A 25,456-nucleotide genomic window follows, 5' to 3' on the forward strand; every position below is an offset into this window, starting at 1 on the left:
CCAGGAAGGATCTTCACCAGCAATGGCCGACGAGAACACTCCCGTCACCCCGGAAGAGGGCGGCGAAGTCGCGATGCGTGTCGAGCCCGTCGGGCTCGAGACGGAGATGCAGCGCTCGTACCTGGACTACGCGATGTCCGTCATCGTGTCCCGCGCGCTGCCCGACGTCCGGGACGGTCTCAAGCCCGTCCACCGCCGTGTCCTGTACGCCATGTACGACGGCGGCTACCGCCCCGAGCGCGGCTTCTACAAGTGCGCGCGCGTGGTCGGCGACGTCATGGGCAACTACCACCCCCACGGCGACAGTTCGATCTACGACGCCCTGGTCCGCCTCGCACAGCCGTGGTCTATGCGGATGCCGCTGGTCGACTCCAACGGCAACTTCGGCTCCCCGGGCAACGACCCGGCCGCGGCCATGCGCTACACCGAGTGCAAGATGGCGCCGCTGTCGATGGAGATGGTCCGCGACATCGACGAGGAGACCGTCGACTTCACGGACAACTACGACGGCCGCTCCCAGGAGCCGACCGTCCTGCCGGCCCGCTTCCCGAACCTGCTGATCAACGGCTCGGCCGGTATCGCGGTCGGCATGGCGACCAACATCCCGCCGCACAACCTGCGGGAAGTGGCGGCCGGCGCCCAGTGGTACCTGGAGAACCCCGATGTCTCGCACGAGGAGCTGCTGGACGCGCTCATGGAGCGCATCAAGGGCCCCGACTTCCCGACCGGCGCGCTCGTCGTCGGCCGCAAGGGCATCGAGGAGGCCTACCGCACCGGCCGCGGCTCGATCACCATGCGCGCGGTCGTCGAGGTCGAGGAGATCCAGAACCGCCAGTGCCTGGTGGTGACCCAACTCCCTTACCAGACCAATCCGGACAACCTCGCGCAGAAGATCGCAGACCTGGTCAAGGACGGCAAGATCGGCGGCATCGCGGACGTCCGCGACGAGTCGTCGTCCCGCACGGGTCAGCGCCTGGTCATCGTGCTCAAGCGCGACGCGGTCGCCAAGGTCGTCCTGAACAACCTGTACAAGCACACGGACCTGCAGACGAACTTCGGCGCCAACATGCTGGCGCTCGTCGACGGCGTCCCGCGCACGCTCTCGCTCGACGCGTTCATCCGCCACTGGGTGACGCACCAGATCGAGGTCGTCGTCCGCCGTACGCGCTTCCGGCTGCGCAAGGCCGAGGAGCGGGCGCACATCCTGCGCGGCCTCCTCAAGGCCCTGGACGCCATCGACGAGGTCATCGCGCTGATCCGGCGCAGCGACACCGTCGACATCGCGCGCGGGGGCCTGATGGAGCTCCTGGAGATCGACGAGATCCAGGCCAACGCGATCCTCGAGATGCAGCTGCGGCGACTGGCCGCCCTGGAGCGCCAGAAGATCGTCCAGGAGCACGACGAACTCCAGGCGAAGATCACCGAGTACAACGCGATCCTCGCCTCGCCGGTCCGTCAGCGCGGCATCGTCAGCGCGGAACTGGCCGCGATCGTCGAGAAGTTCGGCGACGACCGCAAGACCATGCTGGTGCCCTACGACGGTGACATGTCCATCGAGGACCTGATCGCCGAGGAGGACATCGTCGTCACCGTCTCGCGCGGCGGCTACGTCAAGCGCACCAAGACGGTCGACTACCGCGCCCAGAAGCGCGGCGGCAAGGGCGTGCGCGGCACGAAGCTGAAGGAAGACGACATCGTCGACCACTTCTTCGTCTCCACCACGCACCACTGGCTGCTGTTCTTCACCAACAAGGGCCGCGTGTACCGCGCGAAGGCGTACGAGCTCCCCGACGCCGGCCGTGACGCGCGTGGACAGCACGTCGCCAACCTGCTGGCCTTCCAGCCGGACGAGGCGATCGCGGAGATCCTCGCGATCCGCGACTACGAGGCTGTCGACTACCTGGTCCTGGCGACCAAGGCCGGTTTGGTCAAGAAGACGCCTCTGAAGGATTACGATTCCCCCCGTTCCGGAGGTGTCATCGCGATCAACCTCCGTGAGCGGGAGGACGGTTCCGACGACGAACTGATCGGAGCCGAACTGGTCTCGGCGGACGACGACTTGCTTCTGATCAGCAAGAAGGCGCAGTCGATCCGGTTCACCGCCACGGATGAGTCGCTGCGGCCCATGGGCCGTGCCACCTCCGGTGTCAAGGGCATGAGTTTCCGTGAGGGAGACGAACTGCTCTCGATGAATGTTGTTCGACCCGGTACGTTCGTGTTCACTGCCACAGACGGTGGGTACGCGAAGCGGACTGCCGTCGACGAGTACCGCGTTCAGGGTCGCGGTGGCCTCGGTATCAAGGCCGCCAAGATCGTGGAGGACCGGGGCTCGCTCGTCGGCGCGCTGGTGGTCGAGGAGACCGATGAGATCCTCGCCATCACGCTGTCGGGCGGTGTGATTCGTACGCGAGTCAACGAGATCAGGGAGACGGGCCGTGACACCATGGGCGTCCAACTGATCAACCTGGGCAAGCGCGATGCCGTGGTCGGCATCGCCCGTAACGCCGAGGCGGGACGCGAGGCGGAGGAGGTCGACGGCGATGTGGTCGTCGACGAGACCGCCGACGGTGTCGCGCCGACCGGCACGGACGAGGGTGAGGCGCCCTCGGCCGAGTAGCACGAGGAGTGAGTCATCGTGAGCGGAGCCACGGGCGCCGGGTCGACCGGTTCCGGTACCTCCAACGGTACGGAAACGGACGGCGGCGGCCGTGGCTCCGCCGCGCGTGCGACGGATACGCACACGACCCAGCTGAAGGCGATCAAGGCACCCACGGCCGACTCGCAGTCGCCTGACGCCCAGGGGTCCCAGGGCGGGGCCATGAAGGACTCCCGAGGCCCGAGGTCCCAGCAGAAGGACTCCGGTGTCGGCCAGGCGGCCGCTGCGCAGGCGCACCCGTCGGGCCGGCCCGCGGCCCCGCAGCCGGCCGCCGCGCCCACCTCACCGCTTCCGGGGGAGCGGCCGCAGCAGCAGGCCGCGGGGCCGTACCACCCGCCGCAGGCGTATCAGGCACAGGCGCCGTCCACGCGCCGGCCCCGCACGGGGGCCGGCACCACGCCCCGCGTCCGCAAGGCGCGTCTGCGGGTGGCCAAGGCCGACCCCTGGTCCGTGATGAAGGTCAGCTTCCTGCTCTCCATCGCGCTGGGCATCTGCACGATCGTGGCGGCGGCGGTGCTGTGGATGGTCATGAACGCGATGGGCGTCTTCTCCAGCGTGGGCGGCACGATCCAGGAGGCCACCGGCTCCAACGAGTCGAACGGCTTTGACCTGCAGTCGTTCCTCTCCCTCCCCCATGTGCTGATGTTCACGTCGATCATCGCGGTCATCGACGTCGTCCTCGCGACGGCCCTCGCGACCCTCGGCGCGTTCATCTACAACCTCTCCGCCGGCTTCGTCGGCGGTGTCGAGCTGACGCTCGCCGAGGACGAGTAAAGGTCGTTTCCCCGTGCTCTGACGGTCCCCCGACAACGGATTTTGGGACTGCCCACGTCGTGCGCTAATCTTCAGGAGTCAGCGCGCGGGACACACACCGCAGAGCGCGGCGGGGCTATAGCTCAGTTGGTTAGAGCGCATCCCTGATAAGGATGAGGCCACAGGTTCAAATCCTGTTAGCCCCACCAGCACGAAGACCCCCGGTCCGGATGGACGGGGGTCTTCGGCGTTTGCATGTCTGCCGCGTTCGCGGTGTCCGGGAACGGCGGAGGCCCGGCTGCTCCTGGGGGAGCGGCCGGGCCTCTTCGTACGGTACGCAATCTCGCCGGTCGGTCGTCCTGGTGGGACGGGACTGTCAGCGTTGGAGGGGGATGGCGGGCTTGGCCTGGGTGTCGGGCTCGCAGGCGGGCTGTGGGACCGCGGGGGCCGCCTCCGCTTCCGTGTCGGCGAGCAGGCGGTGACGGCAGCTGGGGGACTTGCCGTGGGCCTCGGCACGGATCCGCTGTTTCATCGTGGGGGGCAGGGCCCGGGTATGGGCCCAGGACCAGGGCGTCATCGCCGGTGGTGGCAGCTGCGCGGTGCTGTCGTCGCTGCTGTTGCGTGCGGTCCCGGTCTCCTGTACGGCCGCGGCGGCGGTCGTGACGAGTCCGAGCGTCGTGCACAGCGCGATGAAGGCGGTGACGATGGCGGTCCACAGCTTCATGACCTGGTTCTGGGCCATGGCCCCTCACTTTCGGGTTGGGCGATTTGCGTACTTTCCTCATGATGTGTATGGGGGGCGTGAAGTGGTGGACCTACGCCCGTGGCGCGTCGATCTTCGGATGAACACCACCCGGATGGGCGCAGAGGGGAGAAAAAGTAAGAAAAGAAGAGAAAAGGGAGAGCCTGGTCCCCGGCCGGAAAACGATCGTCCGCTTCTACTGAGCAGTACCGGGCGGTAGTTGACGGCCGACGTAGGTCACCGATCGATATCGATCGGTGTGTATAGTCGGGCGCCAGAGGTCCCCTACGTCAAGGAAAGACGAGGTCGCGCGGTGAAGAAGCTGCTCCTGGTCGCACTGGCCGCCATCGGCGGGCTCCTCGTGTACCGCCAGATCCAGGCGGATCGCGCCGAGCAGGACCTGTGGACGGAGGCGACTGACTCCGTGCCCACGGGTTCGTGAGTCCCGACACCGGAATCTGAACAGACCCCGACCGCCTCGCGGTCGGGGTTTTGCGCGTCCCGGGGGTGCCGCACGGCCCGGCCGGGCAGGATGGGCCTCCGGAGGGACAGAGGGGGCGTGCGATGGGGCGGCGTAGGACGGCGTGGGGGCGCACGGAAGGGGAGCGCGGGCAGCGACTCGCGCTCTGTCGCGCGATCATCGCCGGCGCGGTACTCTGCGCGACCGCCGCACTCCCCGCGCCCGGTGCCCAGGCCGCCGGGCTGCCGACCGCGGGTTCCTACGCCTTCGCCGACGACGCCCGGACCGTCAGGGCCGCCACGAGCACCACCGACGCCGAGCACCTGGAGCCCGGCAGCACGTACCGGAGCACCCTCCCGGGCAGCGGGAAGATCTACTACCGCCTCGAACTCGACGCCACCTCGAACGCGTACGTCTCCGCCACCGCCGTTCCCCGCCCCGGCACCACGGTCGCCGCCACCGACGGGCTCAAGGTCACCGTGCAGGACGCCGACAGCCACACCTGCTCCATCGAGAGCCAGAGCCTCGGAGCCGCCCGCAGCCCGCACCCCATCGCGGCCTGGGGCGCGCGTGAGGTGGCGCCGGACAAGAGCCTGTGCCAGGGGGCGGGCACGTACTACGTGGTCGTGGAACGGCTCGACAGTCCGGGAGCCTCTTCGGAGGACTGGGATCTGGAGCTCCTCCCCGTCTCCGAGCCGCCGCTGCGGCAGGCAGGGCGGACCGACGCGCCCGAGGCCTGGGACTCCGCCCCGCCCGCGCCCCTCAGCGGAGAGCCCGTGAAACGCCCGGGCGGAGCCGGCTTCGCCTCCGCGACACCCGTGGGCCAGGGCGTCTGGCAGGGCGACATCCAACCCGGACAGACCCTGTTCTACGCGGTGCCGGTCGACTGGGGCCGACAGCTCCACGCCACCGCCGAACTGGGCAGCACGCGCGAGGGGAACGGCTACGCGGTCGCCGCCCTGGAGATGTCCCTGTACAACCCGGTGCGCGCCCACGTCGAGGACGTCGGCGTCGGCTACGACGGACGGCAGAAGTCGGCCTCGCTGGCACCCGTGCCGCCGGTCACCTACGCCAACCGCCACGCCGTCGGCGACCAGGTCGGCGGGATGCGGTTCGCCGGCTCCTACTACCTCGTCGTACACCTGGCCGCGCAGGTCGCCGACCGCTTCGGCGACGGGCCGTTCGGCCTGACCCTGCGAGTGCGGCTGGGCGGAGCGCGGGCGTCCGGCCCCGACTACGCCGGGCAGCCCGTGCCCCGGGACGCCTTCGAGGTCACGGCACAGGAGCGCCTGGCGGCAGCCGAGGGCGGCACCGCCGGGAACGACACCGCGATGAGGGCGCTCGCCGCGGGAGGCATCGGCACCGGCACCGCGCTGCTGGTCCTCCTCGCGGTCTGGACGGCGACGGCCCGGCGGAGAACCTCCGCTCAGACGCGCGTCAGCGCCCAGAACCCGACGCCGTAGCAGACCAGCGCGAGCAGCAGCAGCGGGACCGCGACCCGGGCGGGCGGCCCGGGGCGCCTGGCGCGGTGCCGGGCCGTGTCCGGGGCGCGCAGGGCGGCTTGCGGGGTCCGCGGGCTCTGGGCCGTGTACGACGCGGTGGCGGTCTCGTGGGGGCGTGCGGGCAGCGCGTAGGTGGTGTCCTGGGGCAGGACGTCGGGGAGGCCGTGGTGGGCGGGCGGTGCGGACACCACGTGGGCCGCGGGCGGGGACGAGGCTGCGGGCCCGGGGGAGGAGGCGGTGGGCCGCGGAAGCGGCAGGTGGAAGCTGCCGGTGTCCGACATGGAGAGAGAGGACGACGGCGCGGACGGCTGCGGTGGCCCGACCGGCGAGGGCGCGCCGCCTTCCCCGTCGAGCGGTGACTCCGTGCTCCGCCGCGGATCGTCGAGTACGACGCCGGAGGTGCGCCGGGAGCCCGTGGTGTCCCCGGCCGGTTGCCCGGGCGGTTGCCCGGACGGCGTCCCCCCTCTGCCGTCCACGCCCGGCGCCCGCCCGAGCGGGCCGTCGGGGCCGAAGCCGGGGGGCAGCGGGCCGAGTTGGTCGAAGATCTCGATCTGCTCGTCGTCGGGACCGGGCTCGGGCAACAGCTGCACAGCGGCGGCGAGCGCCTTGCGGGCCCCCGTGGCCGTGCGGAAGCGTGCCTGGGGGTCGGGTTGCAGCAGCGAGGCCACGACCTGCCACAGCGCCTCCGGAATGCCTTTGGGGGCGGCGGGAGTCCCCTGCTCGGCGAAGTACTGGACGAGCGCCTTGGCATCCGGCTTGGCGCCCTCCAGCAGGTACAGCGCGACGAGGCCGACGGCGAACAGGTCGGCGGGGAAGTCAGGTTCGGCACCCAACATCTGCTCGGGGGCGAGATAACCGGGCGTCCCCACCACGAGGTTGGTCTCCGTCAGCCGCGGCTCGCCCAGCCGCATCGCGATGCCGAAGTCGGACAGCCGCAGCCGCGGCCGACCGTTGCCGGTGGCTTCGAGGAGCACGTTGGCGGGCTTGATGTCCCGGTGCACGACGCCTTCCTCGTGCACCGCGGCGAGCCCGGAGAGCAACTGGTCGAGCAGCGTGCAGACGAACCCCGCCGGCAACGGGCCGTAGTCACCCACCAGGTGGACCAGCGAGCCGCCGCCGACCAGATCCATGGTGAACAGGACCTTGTCGTCGTCCGCGGCCCAGCTGGCGGGCGCGAGCACATGGGGGTGGTCGATGCGCAGCGCCTGCTCGCGGACGAAGCGCAGCAACGAGTGGGCGTCGCGCTGCTGGAGGACCTTGGCGGCGACATAACGGCGGCGCCGGTGGTCCCAGGCGCGCCAGACGGCGCCGACCCCGCCGCGCCCGATCGGATCGGCCAGTTCGTACCGGCCGGCGAACACCTCACCCATGGCTGCGCGCTGCTCCTCCCCCTCGGGCTTCCCCCAGTTCCCTCCCCCACGGAGAGGGCCACGACCCCTCCAGCCCCTTGGACGCCTCGCCCCCCTGCTCCCACTCCCCCGTCCGCGCCCAGTCGCCGAACCCCCTTCGGTGACCGGGCGGCGGGCTCAGGACTGGTGGGACTGGTAGTGCGCCACGGCGTCGGACGTGCGGCCGGCGCCGTACACCTTGAGGAACTCCGCCAGCTCCGGATGGCTCGGGGCGAGGGTGTCCGCGGCGTCGATGATGTCGCCCGCGGCGGCCACCGAGCGCAGCAGCGACTGGATCTCGCGGACCACCCGCTTGACCGTGGGCGCCCCCGAACTGTTCGTCGTCTGCGTGGTGTTGCTGAGCACCGATCCCCCCTGCGACCTCTTGATCTCGTCCATGCGATCGGTCGCCTCGGCGGCGCTCACGCTGCCGTCCGCGACCTGTCCGGCCAACTCCTGAAGCAGCTGCACCCGCTGCACCACGGCAGGATTGCCGATCTTGGCCCGCTGACCGCTCATCAGCTGGGACAACATCGGTGCGGACAGTCCCAGTACCCCCGCGAGACGAGCCTGGTTGAGACCAAGATCGTCGATGAGCTTACGGAAGAGCGCCCCCAGCGGCTCCCCGTACCAGTTCCGCTGCAGTTCCCGCGCTCTTGCGGTGGCTTCCTGCTGTGCGGCATCCATTGCGTCTCCCCATCGCTTCCCCAAATACCGCGGTTCGCTGTAGCGAACCACGTCGAGCATCTTACGGAGAGTGGCCGTCTGCCGGGACCCCCAATCTTTTTGCGAGATACGGGGGGCGACCCGGTATTCTGGTCTGCGACGCCCACCGGTATGGGGAACCTCCGGCGAGGCGTTCCTTTCGGGGCCTTAGCTCAGTTGGTAGAGCGCTGTCTTTGCATGGCAGATGTCAGGGGTTCGACTCCCCTAGGCTCCACTCCTCGGACCGGTCGGATGCGCCTCACGGCGCCCGGCCGGTCTTTCGTCCGTGCCGGGTGACGTGTGTCACCCGGAGGAGTCGACAGGATGGCGCCCCCCTTTGCGCAAACTGGCGCAAACGGTGCTACGGGGAGATCTGTCACGCAGGTGGCAAGGGCGTGGTCGCGCTCCCCACGCCTCCCACCTGGCCTGATGCAAACGAAACAGCGCCGTGGGGCGGGAGACACGAGGTTCTCCCGCCCCACGGCGCTGTGTGGCGCTCCTGCGTCAGTCGCGGTCGTCGCGGTCCGCCGCTTCGTCCTCGGCCTGCTTCGCCTGGACCTCGGGGTCGAGCACGGACGGGTTGCCGCTGCCGTCCACGGAGGTCAGCCCGCCGGCCTCGGGCACCTCAGTGGCGGCCGGCGGCTCGACCAGCCAGTCGGGGTTGGCCTGCTTGTCCCACCACTTCCAGGCGGCGAAGGCACCACCGGTGAGCACGCCCAGGACGGCCAGCATCTTCGCCGCCCGGCCCGCCCGCGCCCGCCGCTGGTGCTTGCGGGCCAACTTCTCGATCTCCTTGGCCGTCACGTGGCCGCGCAGTGCGGCCAGCGCCGCGGCACCGCGCGTCGCGGCCTCGTCCGCGACGGGCACGGCCAGGACCACTGCCTGCTCGATCCTCGGCCTCGAGTACTCGGCGGCCTGCCGGGCAGCCTTACGGGTGCGAGCGGCAGCGTCGTGGGCGGCCTGGTCGACCTTCGGCGGCACATGCGAGCGGGCCTGCTCCAGACGCGGCGCGACATGAGCGCCGTACTGGACGCGAGCCTGGCCGGCGGCCTGCGACACCTTGGGCGCGAGCCGTACGCGTGCCTCGTGGGTGTAGTGAGCGGCCCTGTCCTTGGCCGTGTCGGCGTAGGGCGCCACCACTTCCGCGGCGTGCAGCACGCTGTCCTTCGCCGAGCCGGTCGCGGCGCGCACGCTTTCGATGCGGGTCACGGGTTCCTCCTCCTCGGTGGCGTACGGTATTTCGACTTTCCACCCTTTTACGGATCATGCCTGTCAACGAGCGGTGGGGCATGTGAGGACGGGCATCCGGGTCATGGGCGTCCAATAAGGGTCAACGCGAGCTTCCCGTCGACAATGCCACGGATCCTCCGCCCGCGCCCGCAGCCCGGCGCCACTCGCTCCCGCATATCCCCTCTCCGGGGGGCTCGCCGGGCGACGTGGGGCCTGGACCGTGCGAGGATCAGGGGGTCACAGGAAGACAACGGAAGGCAGATCGTGGCCGAGCAGCTCTACGCCACCCTGAAGACCAACCACGGCGACATCGAGGTCCGGCTCTTTCCGGACCACACCCCCAAGACGGTCAAGAACTTCGTCGACCTCGCCCAGGGGGAGCGTGAGTGGACCAACCCGGCGACCGGTGAGAAGTCCTCGGCCAAGCTGTACGACGGCACGGTCTTCCACCGGGTGATCAGCGGATTCATGATCCAGGGTGGTGACCCGCTGGGCAACGGCACCGGCGGCCCCGGGTACCAGTTCGAGGACGAGTTCCACCCGGACCTGCGCTTCGACAAGCCGTACCTGCTGGCCATGGCCAACGCCGGCCCGGGCACCAACGGCTCGCAGTTCTTCCTCACCGTCTCCCCGACGGCCTGGCTGAACCGCAAGCACACCATCTTCGGCGAGGTCACCGACGCGGCCAGCCAGAAGGTCATCGACTCCATCGCGACGACGCAGACCAACCCGCGCACCGACCGCCCGCTCAACGACGTGGTCATCGAGTCGGTCGTCGTGGAGACCCGCCAGGGCTGAGCCCCGGCCCGCCCGAACGAGCCCGGGCGCCACAGCGGGAACCATATGCCCCGCTCGTCCGTAAGGATGAGCGGGGCAAAAGCCGTGCGTACGACGACTTAGGGGATCTCATGGACCAGGCGCCAGGCAGTCCGAAGGGGCCGGACGACCAGGAGTCCCAGCCTGCCCGGAGCGTGCCCGTCTGCTACCGCCACCCAGGGCGCGAGACCGGCATCCGCTGCACCCGCTGCGAGCGCCCGATCTGCCCCGAATGCATGGTCAGCGCCTCCGTGGGCTTCCAGTGCCCCGACTGCGTCCGTGGCGGCTCCGGCACCGGACACGCGCCCGAGGCCTCCCGGCCGCGCACCCTGGCGGGCGGCACCATCGCGGCCGACCCCCGGCTGCTGACCAAGATCCTCATAGGGATCAACCTCGCGGTCTTCCTCGTCGGCCAGATCCGACCGTCGTTCCTGGACGAACTGGTCCTGGTCGGGCAGTGGCCGCCGGCGCCCTTCACGCCCACGGAGGGCGTCGCCGAGGGCCAGTGGTACCTGCTCTTCACCTCGATGTTCGCGCACGAGGCCATCTGGCACATCGCCTTCAACATGCTGAGCCTGTGGTGGCTCGGCGGCCCCCTGGAAGCGGCCCTCGGCCGGGTTCGCTACCTCGCGCTCTACCTGGTCTCGGGTCTCGCCGGCAGTGCCCTCACCTATGTGCTGGCCAGCCCGAGCAGCGGCTCACTGGGCGCCTCCGGTGCCATCTTCGGCCTCTTCGGCGCCACCGCGGTCCTGATGCGCCGACTGCGCTACGACATGCGGCCGATCATCGCCCTGCTGGTGATCAACCTGATCTTCACCTTCGGGTGGGGCAACATCGCCTGGCAGGCCCACATCGGCGGACTCGTGGCCGGTGTCGTCATCGGCTACGGCATGGTCCACGCCCCGCGCGAGCGGCGGGCCCTCGTCCAGTACGGCACCTGCGCCCTGGTGCTGGTGGCCGTCGTGGTGATGACCCTCCTGAGAACCGCCCAGCTCACCTGAGCGCCTGTTGTCCACAGCGTGTGCCGGATCTTGTGCATACGGTGCGGGAACAGCTGTGCCCCCTGTCACCGGCCTACGTTTCTGCAGGTCAGACAGGGGGCGAACAACCTTGCGGCAATTGGTGCGTTGGTCGTACCGGCGTCAACGCCCGATGGGTTATCCACAGATCGTCGTCTTTTCCCCAGGTGGGTGTGGAAATTCTGCCTGGGCTGTGGATAACTCAGCGGATAGCCGTGGGCAGAGCCGCTACTTCCACTGTGTGGAGACGCCGAATCCCGCCGCGATGAAGCCGAAGCCGACCACAATGTTCCAGTTGTCCAACTTGTCGATGGGAAGCGAACCGTCGGTCACATAGAAGACGACGATCCAGGCGAGCCCGATCAGGAACATGGCCAGCATGACGGGCGCGACCCACGCGCGGTTGTTCAACTTGATCGCCGCTGCCTGCTTGGCGGGCGGCGGCGTGTAATCGGCCTTCTTGCGGATACGTGACTTCGGCACGAGGGTCTCTCCTGTCGATGCGCTGCGTGGCCGCGCAGGGTACTGGGTCGGGCTCGGGGCAGCGTACAAGGGGACACTGAGTGCTCCCCCGGGCGTCCGTTAGCGTAGTGCTTCCGCGGCGCCGAAGGAGATAAGGGTACGTTGAGCAATTCTGCCGACTCCCCCGGGACGGGATCCAGTCCCGCGCGCGGTCGACGTCTGCGGCCGGTGCGGTTGCTCACGGCGGGCGTCTTCGCTCTCGCGGGACTCATCTTCTTCACCAGCTTCAACACGGCCAAGGGCACCAACATCCGCACGGACACGTCCTTGCTGAAGCTCTCCGACCTCATTCAGGAGCGCAGCCACAAGAACGGCGAGCTCGACGAGACGAACGCGGCCCTGCGTGAGGACGTCGACTCCCTGGCCGAGGCCGACGACGGCAGTACGAAGGCCGAGGACGAGAAGCTGGCGCAGCTGGAGAAGAACGCGGGCACCCAGAAACTGACGGGCAAAGCGATAAGCGTCACGTTGAACGACGCCCCGCCGAACGCCACCGCCAAGCTCCCCGGCTACCCCGAGCCGCAGCCCGACTACCTGGTCATCCACCAGCAGGACCTCCAGGCGGTCGTGAACGCCCTGTGGAAGAGCGGCGCCAAGGGCATCAAGGTCATGGACCAGCGGCTGATCTCCACCAGCGCGGTGCGCTGCGTCGGCAACACGCTGATCCTGCAGGGCCGGGTCTACTCACCGCCGTACAAGATCACGGCGGTCGGGGATCCGGGGGCGATGCAGAAGGCGCTGGCGGACTCGACCGCGATCCAGAACTACATGGTGTACGTGAATGTCTACGGCCTCGGCTGGAAAGTCACCGAGGACGGGACGGTGACTCTGCCGGGGTACTCCGGCACAGTGGACCTGCACTACGCGAAGCCCGTGGAGTAGCCCACATCAGGAGCCGCCGGTGCGCGTGATCGTCAGGACGTTCAGCGAACTGTGCATCACCGTCGGCGCGCTGATCGTGCTCCTCGTCGTCTACGTGCTGTTCTGGACAGGTGTGCGCGCCGACCGGGCCATGGCCGACCAGATCGACGACCTCCAGGACCAGTGGGCCCAGCAGGAAGTGCGGCCCACGCCCGCCCCGAGTGCCCCGGCCCCCTCACCGGTCGCGGTCAAGAGCGGCAAGCCCTTCGCGATCATGTACATCCCGCGTCTTGGTTTCACGTGGAACAAGCCGGTGCTGGAGGGCACCTCCACCGGCACCCTGAAGAAGGGCCTCGGCCACTACAAGAGCACCGCTCTGCCGGGCGGGCGGGGCAACTTCTCCGTGGCGGGTCACCGGCGCACCTACGGCGATCCCTTCAAGGATTTCCCCAGGCTGCGCCGGGGCGACGCGGTGGTGCTGACCGACGGGGTCACCTGGTTCACGTATCGGATCGACAAAGGGCCCTACAAAACAGTGCCCTCGGACATTGAAGTGATCGACCCTGTGCCACGTAAGTCGGGGTACACGCGTCCTGGCCGCTATCTGACGCTGACCACGTGCGATCCGGAATGGGGGCACAGTCACCGGCTGATCGTCTGGGCGCACCTGGACTCCACACGCCCCGTGGAGGCAGGCAAACCTGAGGCGCTGCGCCGTTAGTCTGGTGCGGTACGGCGTGAGTCTGGTGCCGTGGTGCGACGAAAGGGACGGCATGTACGGCTGGATCTGGCGGCATCTGCCGGGAAGCGCGTGGGTGAAGGCGCTGATCTCGTTGCTGCTCGTGCTGGCCGTGGTCTATGTGCTGTTTCAGTACGTCTTCCCGTGGGCCGAACCGCTGCTGCCCTTCAACGATGTGACGGTGGACAACCAGTGAGCGCGCGCATTCTCGTCGTCGACAACTACGACAGCTTCGTCTTCAATCTGGTCCAGTACCTGTATCAGCTGGGCGCCGAGTGCGAGGTCCTGCGCAACGACGAGGTCTCCACGGCGCACGCGCAGGACGGCTTCGACGGTGTCCTGCTGTCGCCGGGTCCCGGCACGCCCGAGGAGGCGGGGGTGTGCGTCGAGATGGTGCGCCACTGTGCCGCCACCGGTGTCCCCGTCTTCGGTGTCTGCCTGGGCATGCAGTCGATGCAGGTGGCGTACGGCGGTGTGGTGGACCGGGCGCCGGAGCTGCTGCACGGCAAGACCTCCCTGGTCGACCACGAGGGCAGAGGTGTGTTCGCCGGGCTGCCCTCGCCCTTCACGGCGACCCGCTACCACTCCCTGGCGGCCGAGCCGGCGACGGTCCCGGCGGAGCTTGAGGTCACGGCTCGTACGCACGACGGGATCATCATGGGCCTCAGGCACCGGGACCTTCCCGTCGAGGGCGTGCAGTTCCACCCCGAGTCGGTGCTGACGGAGCACGGCCACCGGATGCTGGCCAACTGGCTGGTGGAGTGCGGCGACCAGGGTGCCGTGGCGAGGTCGGCGGGGCTCGCCCCGGTGGTGGGCAGGGCCACGGCGTGACCGCACTCCGCCCCGAGCGCGAGGACTCCTACGGAGGGGCGCCGTACGATCCGTACGGCGCTTCGCCGTACGTCCCGCCTCCCGACGATGAGACGGTGGCGCTGCGGATCCCCCCGCCGCCGACGCAGACGGTCGGTGGCGAGTCCACAAGCGTCTCTGAGACGTCGTCCGCCTCTTCCGCCACCGGAACCACTCCGGGGGGCCGGGCAGCCCGCAGAAAGGCCGCCAAGCGTCGCCGTGGGCGGCATGGCGGCTCCTCGGAGGCGTCGGAGGCTCCGGCTCAAGGCGAGAACCCTGACCAAGCCGGTACTGCCCGCTCCGCGCGCGCGAAGCCCCTGTCCCGGGTGGAGGCACGCCGACAGGCCAAGGCACGCAAGCCCGGAGCCGCCGTGGTCGCCAGCCGGGCCATCGGTGAGGTGTTCATCACGACCGGTGTGCTGATGCTGCTGTTCGTCACCTACCAGCTGTGGTGGACGAACGTGCGGGCGCACGCGCAGGCCGGCAGCGAGGCGAACAAGCTCCAGGACGACTGGGCGAACGGCAAGCGCAACCCGGGGGCGTTCTTGCCGGGGCAGGGCTTCGCCATCCTGCACATCCCCAAGCTGGACGTGGTCGTCCCGATCGCGGAGGGCGTCAACAACAAGAAGGTGCTCGACAAAGGGATGGTCGGGCACTACGGCGAGGACCCGCTGAAGACGGCGATGCCCGACGCGAAGACCGGCAACTTCGGGCTGGCGGGGCACCGCAACACGCACGGCGAGCCGTTCCGGTACATCAACAAGCTCAAGCCGGGCGACGCGATCGTCGTCGAGACGCAGGACGACTACTTCGTGTACAAGATGGCGTCGATGCTTCCGGTGACGCCGCCGAGCAACACGAGTGTCCTCGACCCCGTGCCGCCGCGCTCGGGCTTCACCGGGCCGGGCCGCTACATCACTCTGACGACGTGCACGCCGGAGTTCACGAGCAAGTACCGGTTGATCGTCTGGGGCAAGATGGTCGAGGAACGGCCGCGCAGCAAGGGCAAGCCGGATGCGCTCGTCGAGTAAGGGCAGATGAACAGTGGCAGCGACCACCGACGGCACCGCAGAGCACACCGACGCGTCCGCGTCCCCGCCCCCACCGCGGCGCCGTGGCAGCCGGATCGCGATGACGGTCAGTGTCTTCGGTGAACTCCTCATCACGGCGGGTCTGGTCCTCGGCCTGTTCGTCGTCTACTCCCTGTGGTGGACGAACGTCGTCGCCGACCGCGCGGCGGACAAGCAGGGCGACAGGGTCCGCGACACCTGGGCCCACGACTCCGGTCCCGGCGCGCTGGACACCAAGAACGGCATTGGCTTCCTGCATGTGCCCGCGATGGGGAACAGCGAGGTCCTGGTGGAGAAGGGCACCTCGACCGACGTCCTCAACGACGGTGTCGCCGGCTACTACACGGAGCCCGTCAAGGCGACCCTGCCGACCAGCGGCAAGGACGGCAACTTCGCCCTCGCCGCGCACCGCGACGGCCACGGCGCGAAGTTCCACAACATCGACAAGCTGAAGAAGGGCGACCCGATCGTCTTCGAGACGAAGGACGACTGGTACGTCTACAAGGTCTTCGCGATCCTCCCCCAGACCTCGAAGTACAACGTCAAGGTCCTCACCGCGGTCCCCGAGGAGTCCGGCAAGGAGAAGCCGGGCCACTACATCACGTTGACGACCTGCACCCCGGTGTACACGAGCCGGTACCGCTACATCGTCTGGGGCGAGCTGGAGCGGGTCCAGAAGGTCAACAGCGAGCGGACTCCGCCGAAGGAGCTGACTGACTGAGGTTCTTGAGGGACCTCAGTGCTCTAGCATGGCGGAGGCCCGAAGCCGCAACTAGATCTTGCGACTTCGGGCCTTTTGCGTGCCGCGCTGTCCCAGGGCCTTCAGCCGCGCTCCGGCGCTCCATGCCTCCAGTTCGTCGCGGTTGACGGTGACGACGCCGCTCAGGTCGGCGACGGCCTGCGCTTCGAGGCTGAAGTTGGACGTGGCGACGAACAGGGCGAGGTCCACGCGGTTGACGGCTCGTGCGGCGCCGGCGAACTTCTGTATGTCGGCGCTGGGGACGGACCAGCGCCCGGCGCGGTTCTTGCACTGGACGGCGACGGTACGTCCGTCGGCCGTGCGTGCGGTGATGTCGATTCCCCGGTCGGTGCGGGCCTGCCGTACAACGACTTCCGTGCAGCCGTCGCGGCGCAGCAGCTCGGCGACGTGACGCTCGAAGGCCTGCCAGGTCATGGCGCTGACGGAGGCCCGTACCTGGTCGGTCGGTGCGTCGCCTTCCAGGCTGTTGATGCGCCGGTGGTGCCAGCACAGCTTGCGTTCGACGTTCTCGATGTCCTGGCGGAGTGAGATGAGCTCGCGGCGGTGTTCGCCTGAGGCGGCGATGAGGGCGTTGAAGAGGGGGACGACGTTCTGACCGAGGATGTGGGCGATGCGTCGGTCGATGTGGTCGTCGAGGGCGACGGTGTCCCTGCGTACGGAGTTGTCCACAGGCTGTGTGCGGGCCACGTGCTCCATGTCCAGGAGGTACACGCGCACCTGACGGGCGACCTGGCTGTCCCTGAGGAGCATGGCGACGTTGAGGACGGCTCGGCGGGAGTAGATGGTGAGACCGCGACGGGCCTGTGGATAACTTCCGAGCGAGGGTGACATGTTGTCACTCTCGATTTCCGCAGGTCAGCGCCGCGCAGTACGGCCATGCCGTTGTTTTCCAGCTCTTCGCGATGACGCTTGGTCAGCTGTCGGACGACTTCGACGGTGACTTCGAAGTACGTCGCCGCCATCGCCGCCGTCACGTGCATCCCGTCCGGCAGAAGCGACAGTGCCTTCACCCTGTCGAGGACGTCCGTCCGTTCGAGCACGCTTTTTCGCAGGCTTTGGGACTCCATCAGTACTGATTCGTTGATCACGTTCTGTCAACGAGGACCGGCATGCGAGGACACGTTGTCGAAAGCTGCACAGGCGTTCGTGACGAGAGCCCCGGCACCCTGCGAAGGGTGCCGGGGCTCTCGTCATGGAGGCGCGGAGGGCGAGGTCAGCCGAAGAGGCCGCCGCCTCCGTCGTTGCCGCCGTTGTTGTTCCCGCCGTTGTTGTTGCCGCCCGCGGTGAACAGGTCCACCGCGGTGCCCTGGTCGACCGTCTGTCCCTGGCCCGGGTTCGAGCCGAAGATGAAGGCGTTGTCGTCGTTGGAGCCCTGGATCTTGCCGACCTGGAGGCCCGCCTGCTGAAGCAGCTGCTTGGCGGCTCCCAGGGTCTGGCCGTTGATGTTCGGGACCTGCACCTGCTGCTTCTGGGCGGCCTTGCCGACCTGGATGTTCACCGAGGAGCCCTTGTCGGCCTGCGAGTTCGCCTGAGGCGTCGTCGCGATGACCTTGCCGACCTGGTTCGGGTCCTGGACCTCCACGTCGGTGCAGGTGCCGACCAGGTTGTTCTGGGTCATCTGCGCCTTGGCCTTCTCACAGTCCTGGCCGATGACGTCGGGAACCGTGGCCTTCTCCTCCGCCTTGGCGATGGTGAGGGTGATCGTGGTCCCCTTCTCCACCTCCGTGCCGAGATCCGGGTCCTGTTCGGTGACGGTGCCCGGGGTCTCCGTCGACACCTCTGTCTTCGTCTTCACCTCGAACTGGTACTTGTCGTCCCCCAGGATCGACTTCGCCTGGTCGACGGTCTTGCCGAGCACCGTCGGCACCGCAACCTTCGGCGCGCCCGTGGAGACGGTGATGTTGACAGAGGTGTTCTTCTTGACGTCGGTGCCGGGCTTCGGGTCCTGGTCGCAGACGCTGCCCTTGGGAGTGTTCTCGCAGGGCTTCTGGGTCGGTACGAGTGTGAGTTCGGCGTTGGTCGCCAGCTTCTGTGCGCTCTTCTGCGTCTCGCCCACGAAGTTCGGGACCGGCACCGTGTCGTTGGCCACGCCGTCGCCGCCGAAGGCCCACTTGCCGATCAGGATCGCGCCGACGAGGACCAGGGCGGCCGCGACGACCAGGAGGATCGTCGAGGTGTTGGACTTCTTCTGGCGGCGCCGTGAGCGGTCGTCGTAGTCATAGCCGCCCTGGTCCGGGGGCATGGGCGGCAGCATGGTCGTGGCGCCGCCGCCGGCGTCGGCGCGCAGGGCCGTCGTCGGCTGGTCGTCGGGGTAGCCGCCGTAGCCCACCGAGCCCATGGCCGCCGTGGCCGCGACGGGCTGGCCGTCGAGGCAGGCCTCGATGTCGGCGCGCATCTCGTCGGCGGACTGGTAGCGGTAGTTCGGGTCCTTGACCAGGGCCTTCAGGACGATCGCGTCCATCTCGGGCGTGATCTCGGGGTCGAAGACGCTGGGGGACTGCGGCTCTTCCCGTACGTGCTGGTAGGCGACCGCGACCGGGGAGTCGCCGACGAACGGCGGGCGGACGGTCAGCAGCTCGTAGAGCAGACAGCCCGTCGAATACAGGTCGGACCTGGCGTCGACCTGCTCGCCCTTGGCCTGCTCCGGGGAGAGGTACTGGGCGGTGCCGATGACGGCCGCCGTCTGCGTCATCGTCATGCCGGAGTCGCCCATGGCGCGGGCGATGCCGAAGTCCATCACCTTGACCTGGCCGTTGCGCGTCAGCATGACGTTGGCCGGCTTGATGTCGCGGTGGACGATGCCGTTGCGGTGGGCGTACTCCAGGCCCTGGAGGATGCCGATGGTCATCTCCATGGACCGCTCCGGCAGCAGCTTGCGGCCACTGTGGAGAAGCTCACGGAGGGTGGAGCCGTCGACGTACTCCATGACGATGTACGGGATCGACACGTTGTCGATGTAGTCCTCGCCCGTGTCGTACACCGCGACGATCGCGGGATGGTTGAGCGAGGCGGCCGACTGGGCCTCCCGGCGGAACCGGGCCTGGAAGGACGGGTCGCGCGCGAGGTCCGCGCGCAGGGTCTTCACCGCCACCTGGCGTCCGAGCCGGGTGTCATGCGCGTGGTAAACCTCCGCCATGCCACCACGGCCGAGCACCGGGCCCAGCTCGTACCGGCCGCCGAGGCGACGCGGCTCTTCCATAGCTTCCTACCAGCCCTCTCCGTCGGTCCCGACCGGCACACGTGTGCGGTCGGAGGCTGCCGTCCGGGCCTACCGTACCCGGCTCGCTCTGTGTGACCTGGCCTAGCCCGTCACCCGATACAGGACCGGTATCGCAACGTGCACCGATGTGAGGGGGACGTGATGGGGGTCACTTCTTGCTGTTGATGACCGCCTCCATCACGCTCTTCGCGATGGGTGCTGCCAGACCGCCACCCGAGATGTCGTCACGGACGGCGCTGTCGTCCTCCACGACCACGGCCACGGCGACCGGCGAGCTGCCGTCGCTGAGCTTGGCGTAGGAGATGAACCAGGCGTACGGCTTCTCGCTGTTGTCGACGCCGTGCTGGGCGGTACCGGTCTTGCCGCCCACGGTGACACCGCCGCCGATCTGCGCCTTGGTGCCGGTGCCCTCCTTGACGACGGTCTCCATCATCGACTGGAGGATCTGCGCGTTGTCCTCCGACAGCGGCCGGCTCATCTCCTCCGGGTCCGTCTTCTCGAGGGTGTCGACGTTCGGGGCCTGGAGTTCGTCGACCATGTACGGCTTCATCAGCTTGCCGTCGTTGGCGACGGCCGCGGGGACCATGGCCATCTGCAGCGGGGTCGCCGCGGTGTTGAACTGGCCGATCGAGGACAGCGCGGTCTGCGAGTCGTTCATGTCGTCGGAGAAGACCGAGGCGCTGGCGCGGACCGGGACGAAGTGCTCGGAGTCGAAGCCGAACTTCTTGGCCTCCTCCAGCATCTTGTCGTTGCCGAGGTCGGCGCCGATCTTGCCGAAGACGCTGTTGCAGGAGTACCGCAGGGCGACGCGCAGGGTGGCGTTCTCGCAGGGGATGTTGCCCTCGTTCTTCAGCGGGGTCCTGGTGCCCGGCATGATCCACGGCAGCGGCGACTTGGTCTTTTCGTCGGCGCTCGTGTAGAGGCCGTTCTCCAGCGCTGCGGCCGCGGTGACGACCTTGAAGGTGGAGCCGGGTGGGTAGACCTCGCGCAGCGCCCGGTTGAGCGACGGGTCGTCGGGGTTGTTCTTCTTGTCGAGGGCCTTCCACGCCTTCTCGTCCGAGGCGCCGCCGCCGGCGATGGTGGACGGGTCGTAGGAAGGGTAGGAGGCCAGCGCGAGGATCTTGCCGGTGGAGGGCTCGATGGCGGCCACGGCACCCTTGCCGCGCGTCTTCAGGCCGTCGTAGGCGGCCTTCTGCGCTGCGGCGTTGAGGGTGGTGACGACGTTGCCGCCCTCCTTCTTCTTCCCGGTGATCATGTCGAGGGTGTTGCGGAAGAAGAGCCGGTCGTCGTTGCCGGTGAGGATGCCGTCGTCGATGTACTCGAGCTGGGTGGCGCCGTAGGCCTGGGAGACGTAGCCGGTGACCGGCGCCCACATGGCGCCGTCCTTGTAGGTGCGCTTGTACTTGAAGTCGCTGCCCGACGTCGTGGTGTGCCCGGTGATGGCCTTGCCGTCGACGATGATGTCGCCGCGCGGGGTGGCGTACCGCTCGATGGCCACGCGGCGGTTGTCGGTGTCGGTGGCGAGGGTGTCGGCCTTGACGTACTGGAGCCAGTTGTCACGCAGGAGGAGCGTGATGACCAGGAGGCCGCAGAAGATCGCGATCCGGCGCAGTGGCTTGTTCATGACGGGCGGACCACCTGGGTCATCTCGGCGTCGGGGTTGGCGGCGGGGGCGGGAGCCGGTCGGCGCGCGGTGTCGCTGATCCTGATGAGGATGCCGACGAGCGCCCAGTTGGCGATCACGGAGGAACCGCCGTAGGCGAGGAACGGCATCGTCATACCGGTCAGCGGGATGAGGCCCATCACACCGCCGGCGACGACGAACACCTGGAGGGCGAAGGCGCCGGACAGGCCGATGGCGAGCAGCTTGCCGAACGGGTCGCGGGCGGCGAGGGCGGTGCGTACGCCGCGCTCCACGATCAGCCCGTAGATGAGCAGGATCGCCATGATGCCGGCGAGGCCCATCTCCTCGCCGAAGGTGGCGAGGATGAAGTCGGAGTTGGCGGCGAACCGGATGAGGTCGGAGTGGCCCTGGCCGAGGCCGGTGCCGAGGGTGCCGCCGGAGCCGAACGCCCACAGGGCCTGCATGGCCTGCTCGGAGTGGCCGCCGACGCCCTGCCGGGAGAGCAGGTACTCATGCATCGGGTCGAGCCAGGCCTGGACGCGCTGTTGGACGTGCGGTTCGAAGCTGGCCACGCCGACGGCGCCGACCGAGGACATCAGCAGACCGAAGACGATCCAGCTGGTCCGCTCGGTGGCGACGTACAGCATGATGACGAACATTCCGAAGAACAGCAGCGACGTGCCGAGGTCGGTCTCGAAGACCAGGATCAGGATCGAGATGAACCAGACGACCAGGATCGGGCCGAGGTCGCGGCCGCGGGGCAGGTAGAGGCCGATGAAACGGCGGCTGGCCAGGGCGAGCGCGTCGCGCTTCACCATCAGGTAGCCGGCGAAGAAGATCGCGAGGACGATCTTGGCGAACTCACCGGGCTGGATGGAGAAGCCGGCGACGGAGATCCAGATCTTCGCGCCGTAGATGTTCTGGCCGAGGCCGGGTACCAGCGGGAGCAGCAGCAGGAAGAGCGCGCCGACCATGGAGATGTAGGTGTAGCGCTGCAGGACGCGGTGGTCCTTGAGGAAGATCAGCACCACGATGAACAGGGCGATGCCGAGCGCCGTGTACAGCAGCTGCCGTGGCGCGGCCGTGCCGGCCTGCTGGATGGACTGCAGCAGCTTGGACTGGTCGAGCCGCCAGATGATGACGAGACCGAGCCCGTTCAGCAGCGTGGCCAGTGGCAGCAGCAGCGGGTCCGCGTACGGCGCGAACTTGCGTACGACGAGATGGGCGACGCCGGCCAGGAGGCCGAGGCCGAGCCCGTAGCTCAGCAGGCCGGACGGCACCTCCTCGTTGATGGCGAGGCCCACGTTGGCGTAGGCGAACACCGGGATGGCGACGGCGAACACCAGGAGCGCGAGCTCGGTGTTGCGCCGGCTCGGTGTGCCGATCGAGCCGATCGTGGACGTGTGGTGCGTCGACTGGTTGGTAGTGCTCATCGTGTGACGGGGCCTCTCACGGCTTGCCTACTGCTTACCGCACAGCGAGACGACCTTCTGCTCTTCCTCCGAGAGAGTGGGGCCGGGGCTGGGAGTCGGCGCGGTCGGGGTCGTGGACGGGGACTTGGAGGGGGATGTCGGCGACGGACTCGGTGACGCCTTGGACGTGAGGGAGGCGGGTGTGGTTCCCGTGGTGCCTCCGGCCTGGCCCTCGCCGGCCTTGGAGGTGCTCTGGTTCCCGGCGGTGGTGGTGCGTTCGGCCTGCTTCTTGCACGCCGACGCCTGCACGGCCAGCTCCGTGATCTTCTTCTGGGCGTTCTTCAGGTCGTTCTCGGCGATCGTGGCCTCGACGAGCTTCTGCTGGTACTGCGGCAGGTACTTGAGTTCGATCTCGGGGTGGTCCTTCTCGACCTTCGACAGCGAAACCCACGCCAGGTCCTGGCTGATGCCGCGGTACAGCGCGACGTGCTCGTTCTTGGTGCCGACGTAGTACTGCGTCTGTGTCCAGCGCCAGCCGCCGTAGAGTCCGCCGCCGATGACGGCGAGCGCGAGGATGCCGTAGAAGGATCTCTTGAGCCACCTGCGGCCCTTGCGGGGTTTGACGAAGTCGTCGTCGCCGTAGTCGAGGGAGCCGCCGTATCCGTCGGTGGGGGCGTAGCCGGTGGTGTCGCCGGAGCCGGGCGGGCCGAACTCGCCGCCGCCGTGGCCGCGGTGCCGGCCGAGGCCGGAGGCGCGTCCGGCGGGGGTCTGCATGATGCCGTTGTCGTTGAGCTGGAGCTGGTTCTCGGCGACGGCGCCGACCACCACGGGGGTGTCGGACAGCTGTCCGGCGAGGGTGTCGCCGGTGTCGAGGTCGAGGACGTCCGCGACGATCACGGTGATGTTGTCGGGGCCACCGCCGCGCAGCGCGAGCTGGATCAGCTCCTGCACGGTCTCCTGCGGGCCCTGGTAGCTGGCGAGGGTCTCCTCGAGCGTCTGGTGGGAGACGACCCCGGACAGTCCGTCGGAGCAGATCAGGTAGCGGTCGCCGGCGCGCACCTCGCGGATGGAGAGGTCCGGCTCGACGTGGTCGCCACTGCCCAGCGCGCGCATCAGCAGGGAGCGCTGCGGGTGGGTGGTGGCCTCCTCCTCGGTGATGCGGCCCTCGTCGACGAGGCGCTGCACCCAGGTGTGGTCCTGCGTGATCTGGGTCAGCAGGCCGTCGCGCAGCAGGTAGGCGCGTGAGTCGCCGACGTGCACGAGCCCGAGGCGCTGGCCCGTCCACAGCAGCGCGGTCAGGGTCGTCCCCATGCCTTCGAGCTGGGGGTCGTCCTCGACCATGGAGCGCAGCTGGTCGTTGGCGCGCTGGACGGCGATGCCGAGCGAGGTGAGCACGTCGGAGCCGGGGATGTCGTCGTCGAGGGCGACGATGGTGGAGATGGCCTCGGAGGAGGCGACCTCACCGGCGGCGGCGCCGCCCATGCCGTCGGCGATGGCGAGCAGGCGCGGACCGGCGTAACCGGAGTCCTCGTTGCCCTCCCGGATCATGCCCTTGTGCGATCCGGCGGCGAAGCGCAGTGACAGACTCATGCCCACCTCGCCCGTCGGCTCCGGGTACAGCCGGTCGTGTCGCGCCACACTGCCCACCCTCCGGTCGGGAGCGCGCCGGGGCCCGGGGTGCCGGCAGCCACTGCGTGCTCGCTCCGCTCGCGCCTATCCATGATGTAGCACTACTTCCGCAGCTCGATGACGGTCTTGCCGATGCGGATCGGCGCGCCCGGCGCGATCGGCGTGGGCGTCGTCAGCCGGTTCCGGTCGAGGTACGTGCCGTTGGTGGAGCCGAGGTCCTCGACGATCCACTGGCCGTCGCGGTCCGGGTAGATCCGTGCGTGGCGGCTGGAGGCGTAGTCGTCGTCCAGGACGATCGTGCTGTCGTGCGCCCGGCCCAGCGTGATGGTCTGGCCCTGGAGCGCGACCGTGGTGCCCGTGAGGGTGCCCTCGGTCACCACCAGCTTGGTGGGGGCGTTACGGCCGCGGCGGCCGCTGCCGCCGGACTGCTGGCGCTGTGGCGGTGGGGCCTGGCGGGCGGCCTGCTGCTGCGGTCGGGCGGCCTCCCGGCGCGCGCCGCGCTGGGTGACGCGCGTACCGAACAGGTCGCTGCGGATGACCTGCACGGCCACGATGACGAACAGCCACAGGACGGCCAGGAAACCCAGCCGCATGACCGTGAGGGTCAGCTCTGACATTGCCCCCGCTTCACCCTTCGGCTTGCCGGTAAATGATGGTGGTGCTGCCCACGACGATCCGCGAGCCGTCGCGGAGCGTAGCGCGGGTGGTGTGCTGCCCGTCCACCACGATGCCGTTGGTGGACCCGAGATCCTGGATCGTCGAGGGCGTTCCGGTCCGGATCTCACAGTGCCGGCGCGAGACGCCGGGGTCGTCGATCCGCACGTCGGCGTCGGTGCTGCGGCCCAGCACCAGCGTCGCGCGGGAGATCTGATGGCGGGTGCCGTTGATCTCGATCCAGTGGCGGGTGCGTCCGCCGGCCGCGGGTGCGGCCGGGGGCCGCTGGCCGCCCACGGGCTGGGGGTAGCCGTATCCGCCGGGCCGGGCGCCGGGTGGCGGCGCGGACGGCATGGGGGGAGCGGCCGCGGGGCCCGGCCGGGCGGACTGGCCCGGCTGCGGGTAGCCGTAGCCGCCGCGGCCGCCGCCGGCCGGCGGGGCGCTCTCGGGGCTCTGGCTGCTGGACGAGGCGAGCGTGCGGCTACGGACCCGGTACAGGCCGGTGTCGAGGTCGTCCGCCTTCTCCAGGTTGACCTTGATCGGGCCCATGAAGGTGTAGCGCTGCTGCTTGGCGTAGTCGCGCACCATGCCGGCGAGCTCGTCGCCGAGCTGGCCGGAGTAGGGGCTGAGCCGCTCGAAGTCCGGCGTGCTCAGCTCCACGATGAAGTCGTTGGGTACGACGGTGCGGTCGCGGTTCCAGATGGTGGCGTTGTTGTCGCACTCGCGCTGGAGCGCTCCGGCGATCTCCACCGGCTGGACCTCGGACTTGAAGACCTTGGCGAAGGTGCCGTTGACCAGACCTTCGAGACGTTGCTCGAACTTCTTCAGGACTCCCATGAGGCACC

The 25,456-nt window shown here is 68.9% G+C and carries 24 protein-coding genes and 2 tRNA genes; 14 read left to right on the top strand and 12 right to left on the bottom strand.

Features of this window, described 5'->3' with window-relative positions; translation table 11 throughout:
• The first annotated feature begins 22 nt into the window (after positions 1 to 22).
• From gyrA to IG99_RS17215, 3 genes are all read left to right on the top strand, one after another.
• A complete protein-coding gene (gyrA, locus tag IG99_RS17205) occupies positions 23 to 2,617 on the top strand; it encodes a DNA gyrase subunit A (protein ID WP_037674899.1) in 2,595 nt (864 codons plus the stop codon).
• An 18-nt stretch (positions 2,618 to 2,635) separates the two neighbouring features.
• Complete coding sequence (locus IG99_RS17210) at positions 2,636 to 3,430, top strand: DUF3566 domain-containing protein (protein WP_037674900.1); 795 nt, start codon at positions 2,636 to 2,638, stop codon at positions 3,428 to 3,430.
• A 111-nt stretch (positions 3,431 to 3,541) separates the two neighbouring features.
• Positions 3,542 to 3,618 (top strand) — tRNA-Ile (locus tag IG99_RS17215).
• Between the two features lie 167 nt (positions 3,619 to 3,785).
• Here the strand turns inward: IG99_RS17215 and IG99_RS17220 are convergent.
• The gene (locus IG99_RS17220; RefSeq protein ID WP_037674902.1) at positions 3,786 to 4,151 is read right to left on the bottom strand and encodes a DUF6344 domain-containing protein; all 366 of its coding nucleotides are present in this window, start codon (positions 4,149 to 4,151) and stop codon (positions 3,786 to 3,788) included.
• Between the two features lie 313 nt (positions 4,152 to 4,464).
• Between IG99_RS17220 and IG99_RS50305 the strand changes: the two genes are divergently transcribed.
• Complete coding sequence (locus IG99_RS50305; protein WP_003999697.1) at positions 4,465 to 4,593, top strand: DLW-39 family protein; 129 nt, start codon at positions 4,465 to 4,467, stop codon at positions 4,591 to 4,593.
• Between the two features lie 122 nt (positions 4,594 to 4,715).
• Positions 4,716 to 6,074: a hypothetical protein gene (locus IG99_RS17225; RefSeq protein WP_037674904.1), complete on the top strand. Its 1,359-nt coding sequence runs from the start codon at positions 4,716 to 4,718 to the stop codon at positions 6,072 to 6,074.
• Here IG99_RS17225 and IG99_RS17230 read toward each other — a convergent pair.
• Both IG99_RS17230 and IG99_RS17235 read right to left on the bottom strand, forming a co-directional pair.
• Entirely contained in the window at positions 6,038 to 7,483 is a 1,446-nt protein-coding gene (locus tag IG99_RS17230; RefSeq protein WP_037674906.1) for a serine/threonine-protein kinase, read from the bottom strand. The genes IG99_RS17225 and IG99_RS17230 overlap by 37 nt on opposite strands.
• Positions 7,484 to 7,639: 156 nt before the next feature.
• Positions 7,640 to 8,188 carry a helix-turn-helix domain-containing protein gene (locus IG99_RS17235; RefSeq protein ID WP_037674907.1) on the bottom strand — a complete coding sequence of 183 codons (549 nt, stop codon included), beginning with the start codon at positions 8,186 to 8,188 and terminating at the stop codon, positions 7,640 to 7,642.
• 180 nt (positions 8,189 to 8,368) lie between these two features.
• On the opposite strand from IG99_RS17235, the gene IG99_RS17240 reads away from it, so the two are divergent.
• Positions 8,369 to 8,441 (top strand) — tRNA-Ala (locus IG99_RS17240).
• Between the two features lie 269 nt (positions 8,442 to 8,710).
• Here the strand turns inward: IG99_RS17240 and IG99_RS17245 are convergent.
• Positions 8,711 to 9,415: a DUF5324 family protein gene (locus IG99_RS17245; protein WP_037674909.1), complete on the bottom strand. Its 705-nt coding sequence runs from the start codon at positions 9,413 to 9,415 to the stop codon at positions 8,711 to 8,713.
• Positions 9,416 to 9,700: 285 nt separating this feature from the next.
• Between IG99_RS17245 and IG99_RS17250 the strand changes: the two genes are divergently transcribed.
• On the top strand, positions 9,701 to 10,234 hold the full coding sequence (locus IG99_RS17250) for a peptidylprolyl isomerase (protein WP_037674910.1): 534 nt from the start codon (positions 9,701 to 9,703) through the stop codon (positions 10,232 to 10,234).
• Between the two features lie 110 nt (positions 10,235 to 10,344).
• Positions 10,345 to 11,253 (top strand): rhomboid family intramembrane serine protease, encoded by a 909-nt coding sequence (locus IG99_RS17255; protein ID WP_037674913.1) that lies wholly within the window; start codon positions 10,345 to 10,347, stop codon positions 11,251 to 11,253.
• 246 nt (positions 11,254 to 11,499) lie between these two features.
• Here the strand turns inward: IG99_RS17255 and crgA are convergent, their stop codons facing one another.
• Entirely contained in the window at positions 11,500 to 11,754 is a 255-nt protein-coding gene (crgA, locus tag IG99_RS17260) for a cell division protein CrgA (protein ID WP_037674914.1), read from the bottom strand.
• A gap of 141 nt (positions 11,755 to 11,895) precedes the next feature.
• Here crgA and IG99_RS17265 point away from each other — a divergent pair, with 141 nt between their 5' ends.
• From IG99_RS17265 to IG99_RS17290, 6 genes are read left to right on the top strand one after another with little or no spacing between them, the layout of a single operon-like run.
• Positions 11,896 to 12,675, top strand: a complete 780-nt coding sequence (locus IG99_RS17265; RefSeq protein ID WP_078947759.1) for a DUF881 domain-containing protein — start codon at positions 11,896 to 11,898, stop codon at positions 12,673 to 12,675.
• 19 nt (positions 12,676 to 12,694) lie between these two features.
• The gene (locus IG99_RS17270) at positions 12,695 to 13,375 is read left to right on the top strand and encodes a class E sortase (RefSeq protein WP_037674918.1); all 681 of its coding nucleotides are present in this window, start codon (positions 12,695 to 12,697) and stop codon (positions 13,373 to 13,375) included.
• Positions 13,376 to 13,391: 16 nt separating this feature from the next.
• Positions 13,392 to 13,589, top strand: a complete 198-nt coding sequence (locus tag IG99_RS45535; RefSeq protein WP_199815547.1) for a hypothetical protein — start codon at positions 13,392 to 13,394, stop codon at positions 13,587 to 13,589.
• Positions 13,586 to 14,224, top strand: a complete 639-nt coding sequence (locus tag IG99_RS17280) for an aminodeoxychorismate/anthranilate synthase component II (RefSeq protein WP_037674922.1) — start codon at positions 13,586 to 13,588, stop codon at positions 14,222 to 14,224. The genes IG99_RS45535 and IG99_RS17280 overlap by 4 nt, the downstream gene beginning before the upstream one ends.
• Complete coding sequence (locus IG99_RS45540) at positions 14,143 to 15,273, top strand: class E sortase (RefSeq protein WP_078947761.1); 1,131 nt, start codon at positions 14,143 to 14,145, stop codon at positions 15,271 to 15,273. Before IG99_RS17280 ends, IG99_RS45540 begins: the two co-directional genes overlap by 82 nt.
• Before the next feature lie 13 nt (positions 15,274 to 15,286).
• Complete coding sequence (locus tag IG99_RS17290) at positions 15,287 to 16,033, top strand: class E sortase (RefSeq protein ID WP_037674925.1); 747 nt, start codon at positions 15,287 to 15,289, stop codon at positions 16,031 to 16,033.
• A 51-nt stretch (positions 16,034 to 16,084) separates the two neighbouring features.
• Here the strand turns inward: IG99_RS17290 and IG99_RS17295 are convergent, their stop codons facing one another.
• From IG99_RS17295 to IG99_RS17325, 7 genes are all read right to left on the bottom strand, one after another.
• A complete protein-coding gene (locus IG99_RS17295; protein ID WP_234311871.1) occupies positions 16,085 to 16,903 on the bottom strand; it encodes a restriction endonuclease in 819 nt (272 codons plus the stop codon).
• 382 nt (positions 16,904 to 17,285) lie between these two features.
• On the bottom strand, positions 17,286 to 19,271 hold the full coding sequence (gene pknB / locus IG99_RS17300; protein WP_037674926.1) for a Stk1 family PASTA domain-containing Ser/Thr kinase: 1,986 nt from the start codon (positions 19,269 to 19,271) through the stop codon (positions 17,286 to 17,288).
• A gap of 169 nt (positions 19,272 to 19,440) precedes the next feature.
• On the bottom strand, positions 19,441 to 20,916 hold the full coding sequence (locus IG99_RS17305; protein WP_037674927.1) for a penicillin-binding transpeptidase domain-containing protein: 1,476 nt from the start codon (positions 20,914 to 20,916) through the stop codon (positions 19,441 to 19,443).
• Positions 20,913 to 22,349 carry an FtsW/RodA/SpoVE family cell cycle protein gene (locus IG99_RS17310; protein WP_037674928.1) on the bottom strand — a complete coding sequence of 479 codons (1,437 nt, stop codon included), beginning with the start codon at positions 22,347 to 22,349 and terminating at the stop codon, positions 20,913 to 20,915. The genes IG99_RS17305 and IG99_RS17310 overlap by 4 nt, the downstream gene beginning before the upstream one ends.
• A gap of 27 nt (positions 22,350 to 22,376) precedes the next feature.
• The gene (locus IG99_RS17315; protein ID WP_037674929.1) at positions 22,377 to 23,966 is read right to left on the bottom strand and encodes a Stp1/IreP family PP2C-type Ser/Thr phosphatase; all 1,590 of its coding nucleotides are present in this window, start codon (positions 23,964 to 23,966) and stop codon (positions 22,377 to 22,379) included.
• 92 nt (positions 23,967 to 24,058) lie between these two features.
• Entirely contained in the window at positions 24,059 to 24,574 is a 516-nt protein-coding gene (locus IG99_RS17320; RefSeq protein ID WP_037674931.1) for an FHA domain-containing protein FhaB/FipA, read from the bottom strand.
• 10 nt (positions 24,575 to 24,584) lie between these two features.
• Complete coding sequence (locus IG99_RS17325) at positions 24,585 to 25,448, bottom strand: FhaA domain-containing protein (RefSeq protein ID WP_037674932.1); 864 nt, start codon at positions 25,446 to 25,448, stop codon at positions 24,585 to 24,587.
• Positions 25,449 to 25,456 lie beyond the last annotated feature (8 nt).

This window comes from Streptomyces griseus subsp. griseus (genome assembly GCF_000720255.1).
In the GTDB taxonomy this organism is placed as follows: domain Bacteria; phylum Actinomycetota; class Actinomycetes; order Streptomycetales; family Streptomycetaceae; genus Streptomyces; species Streptomyces griseus_I.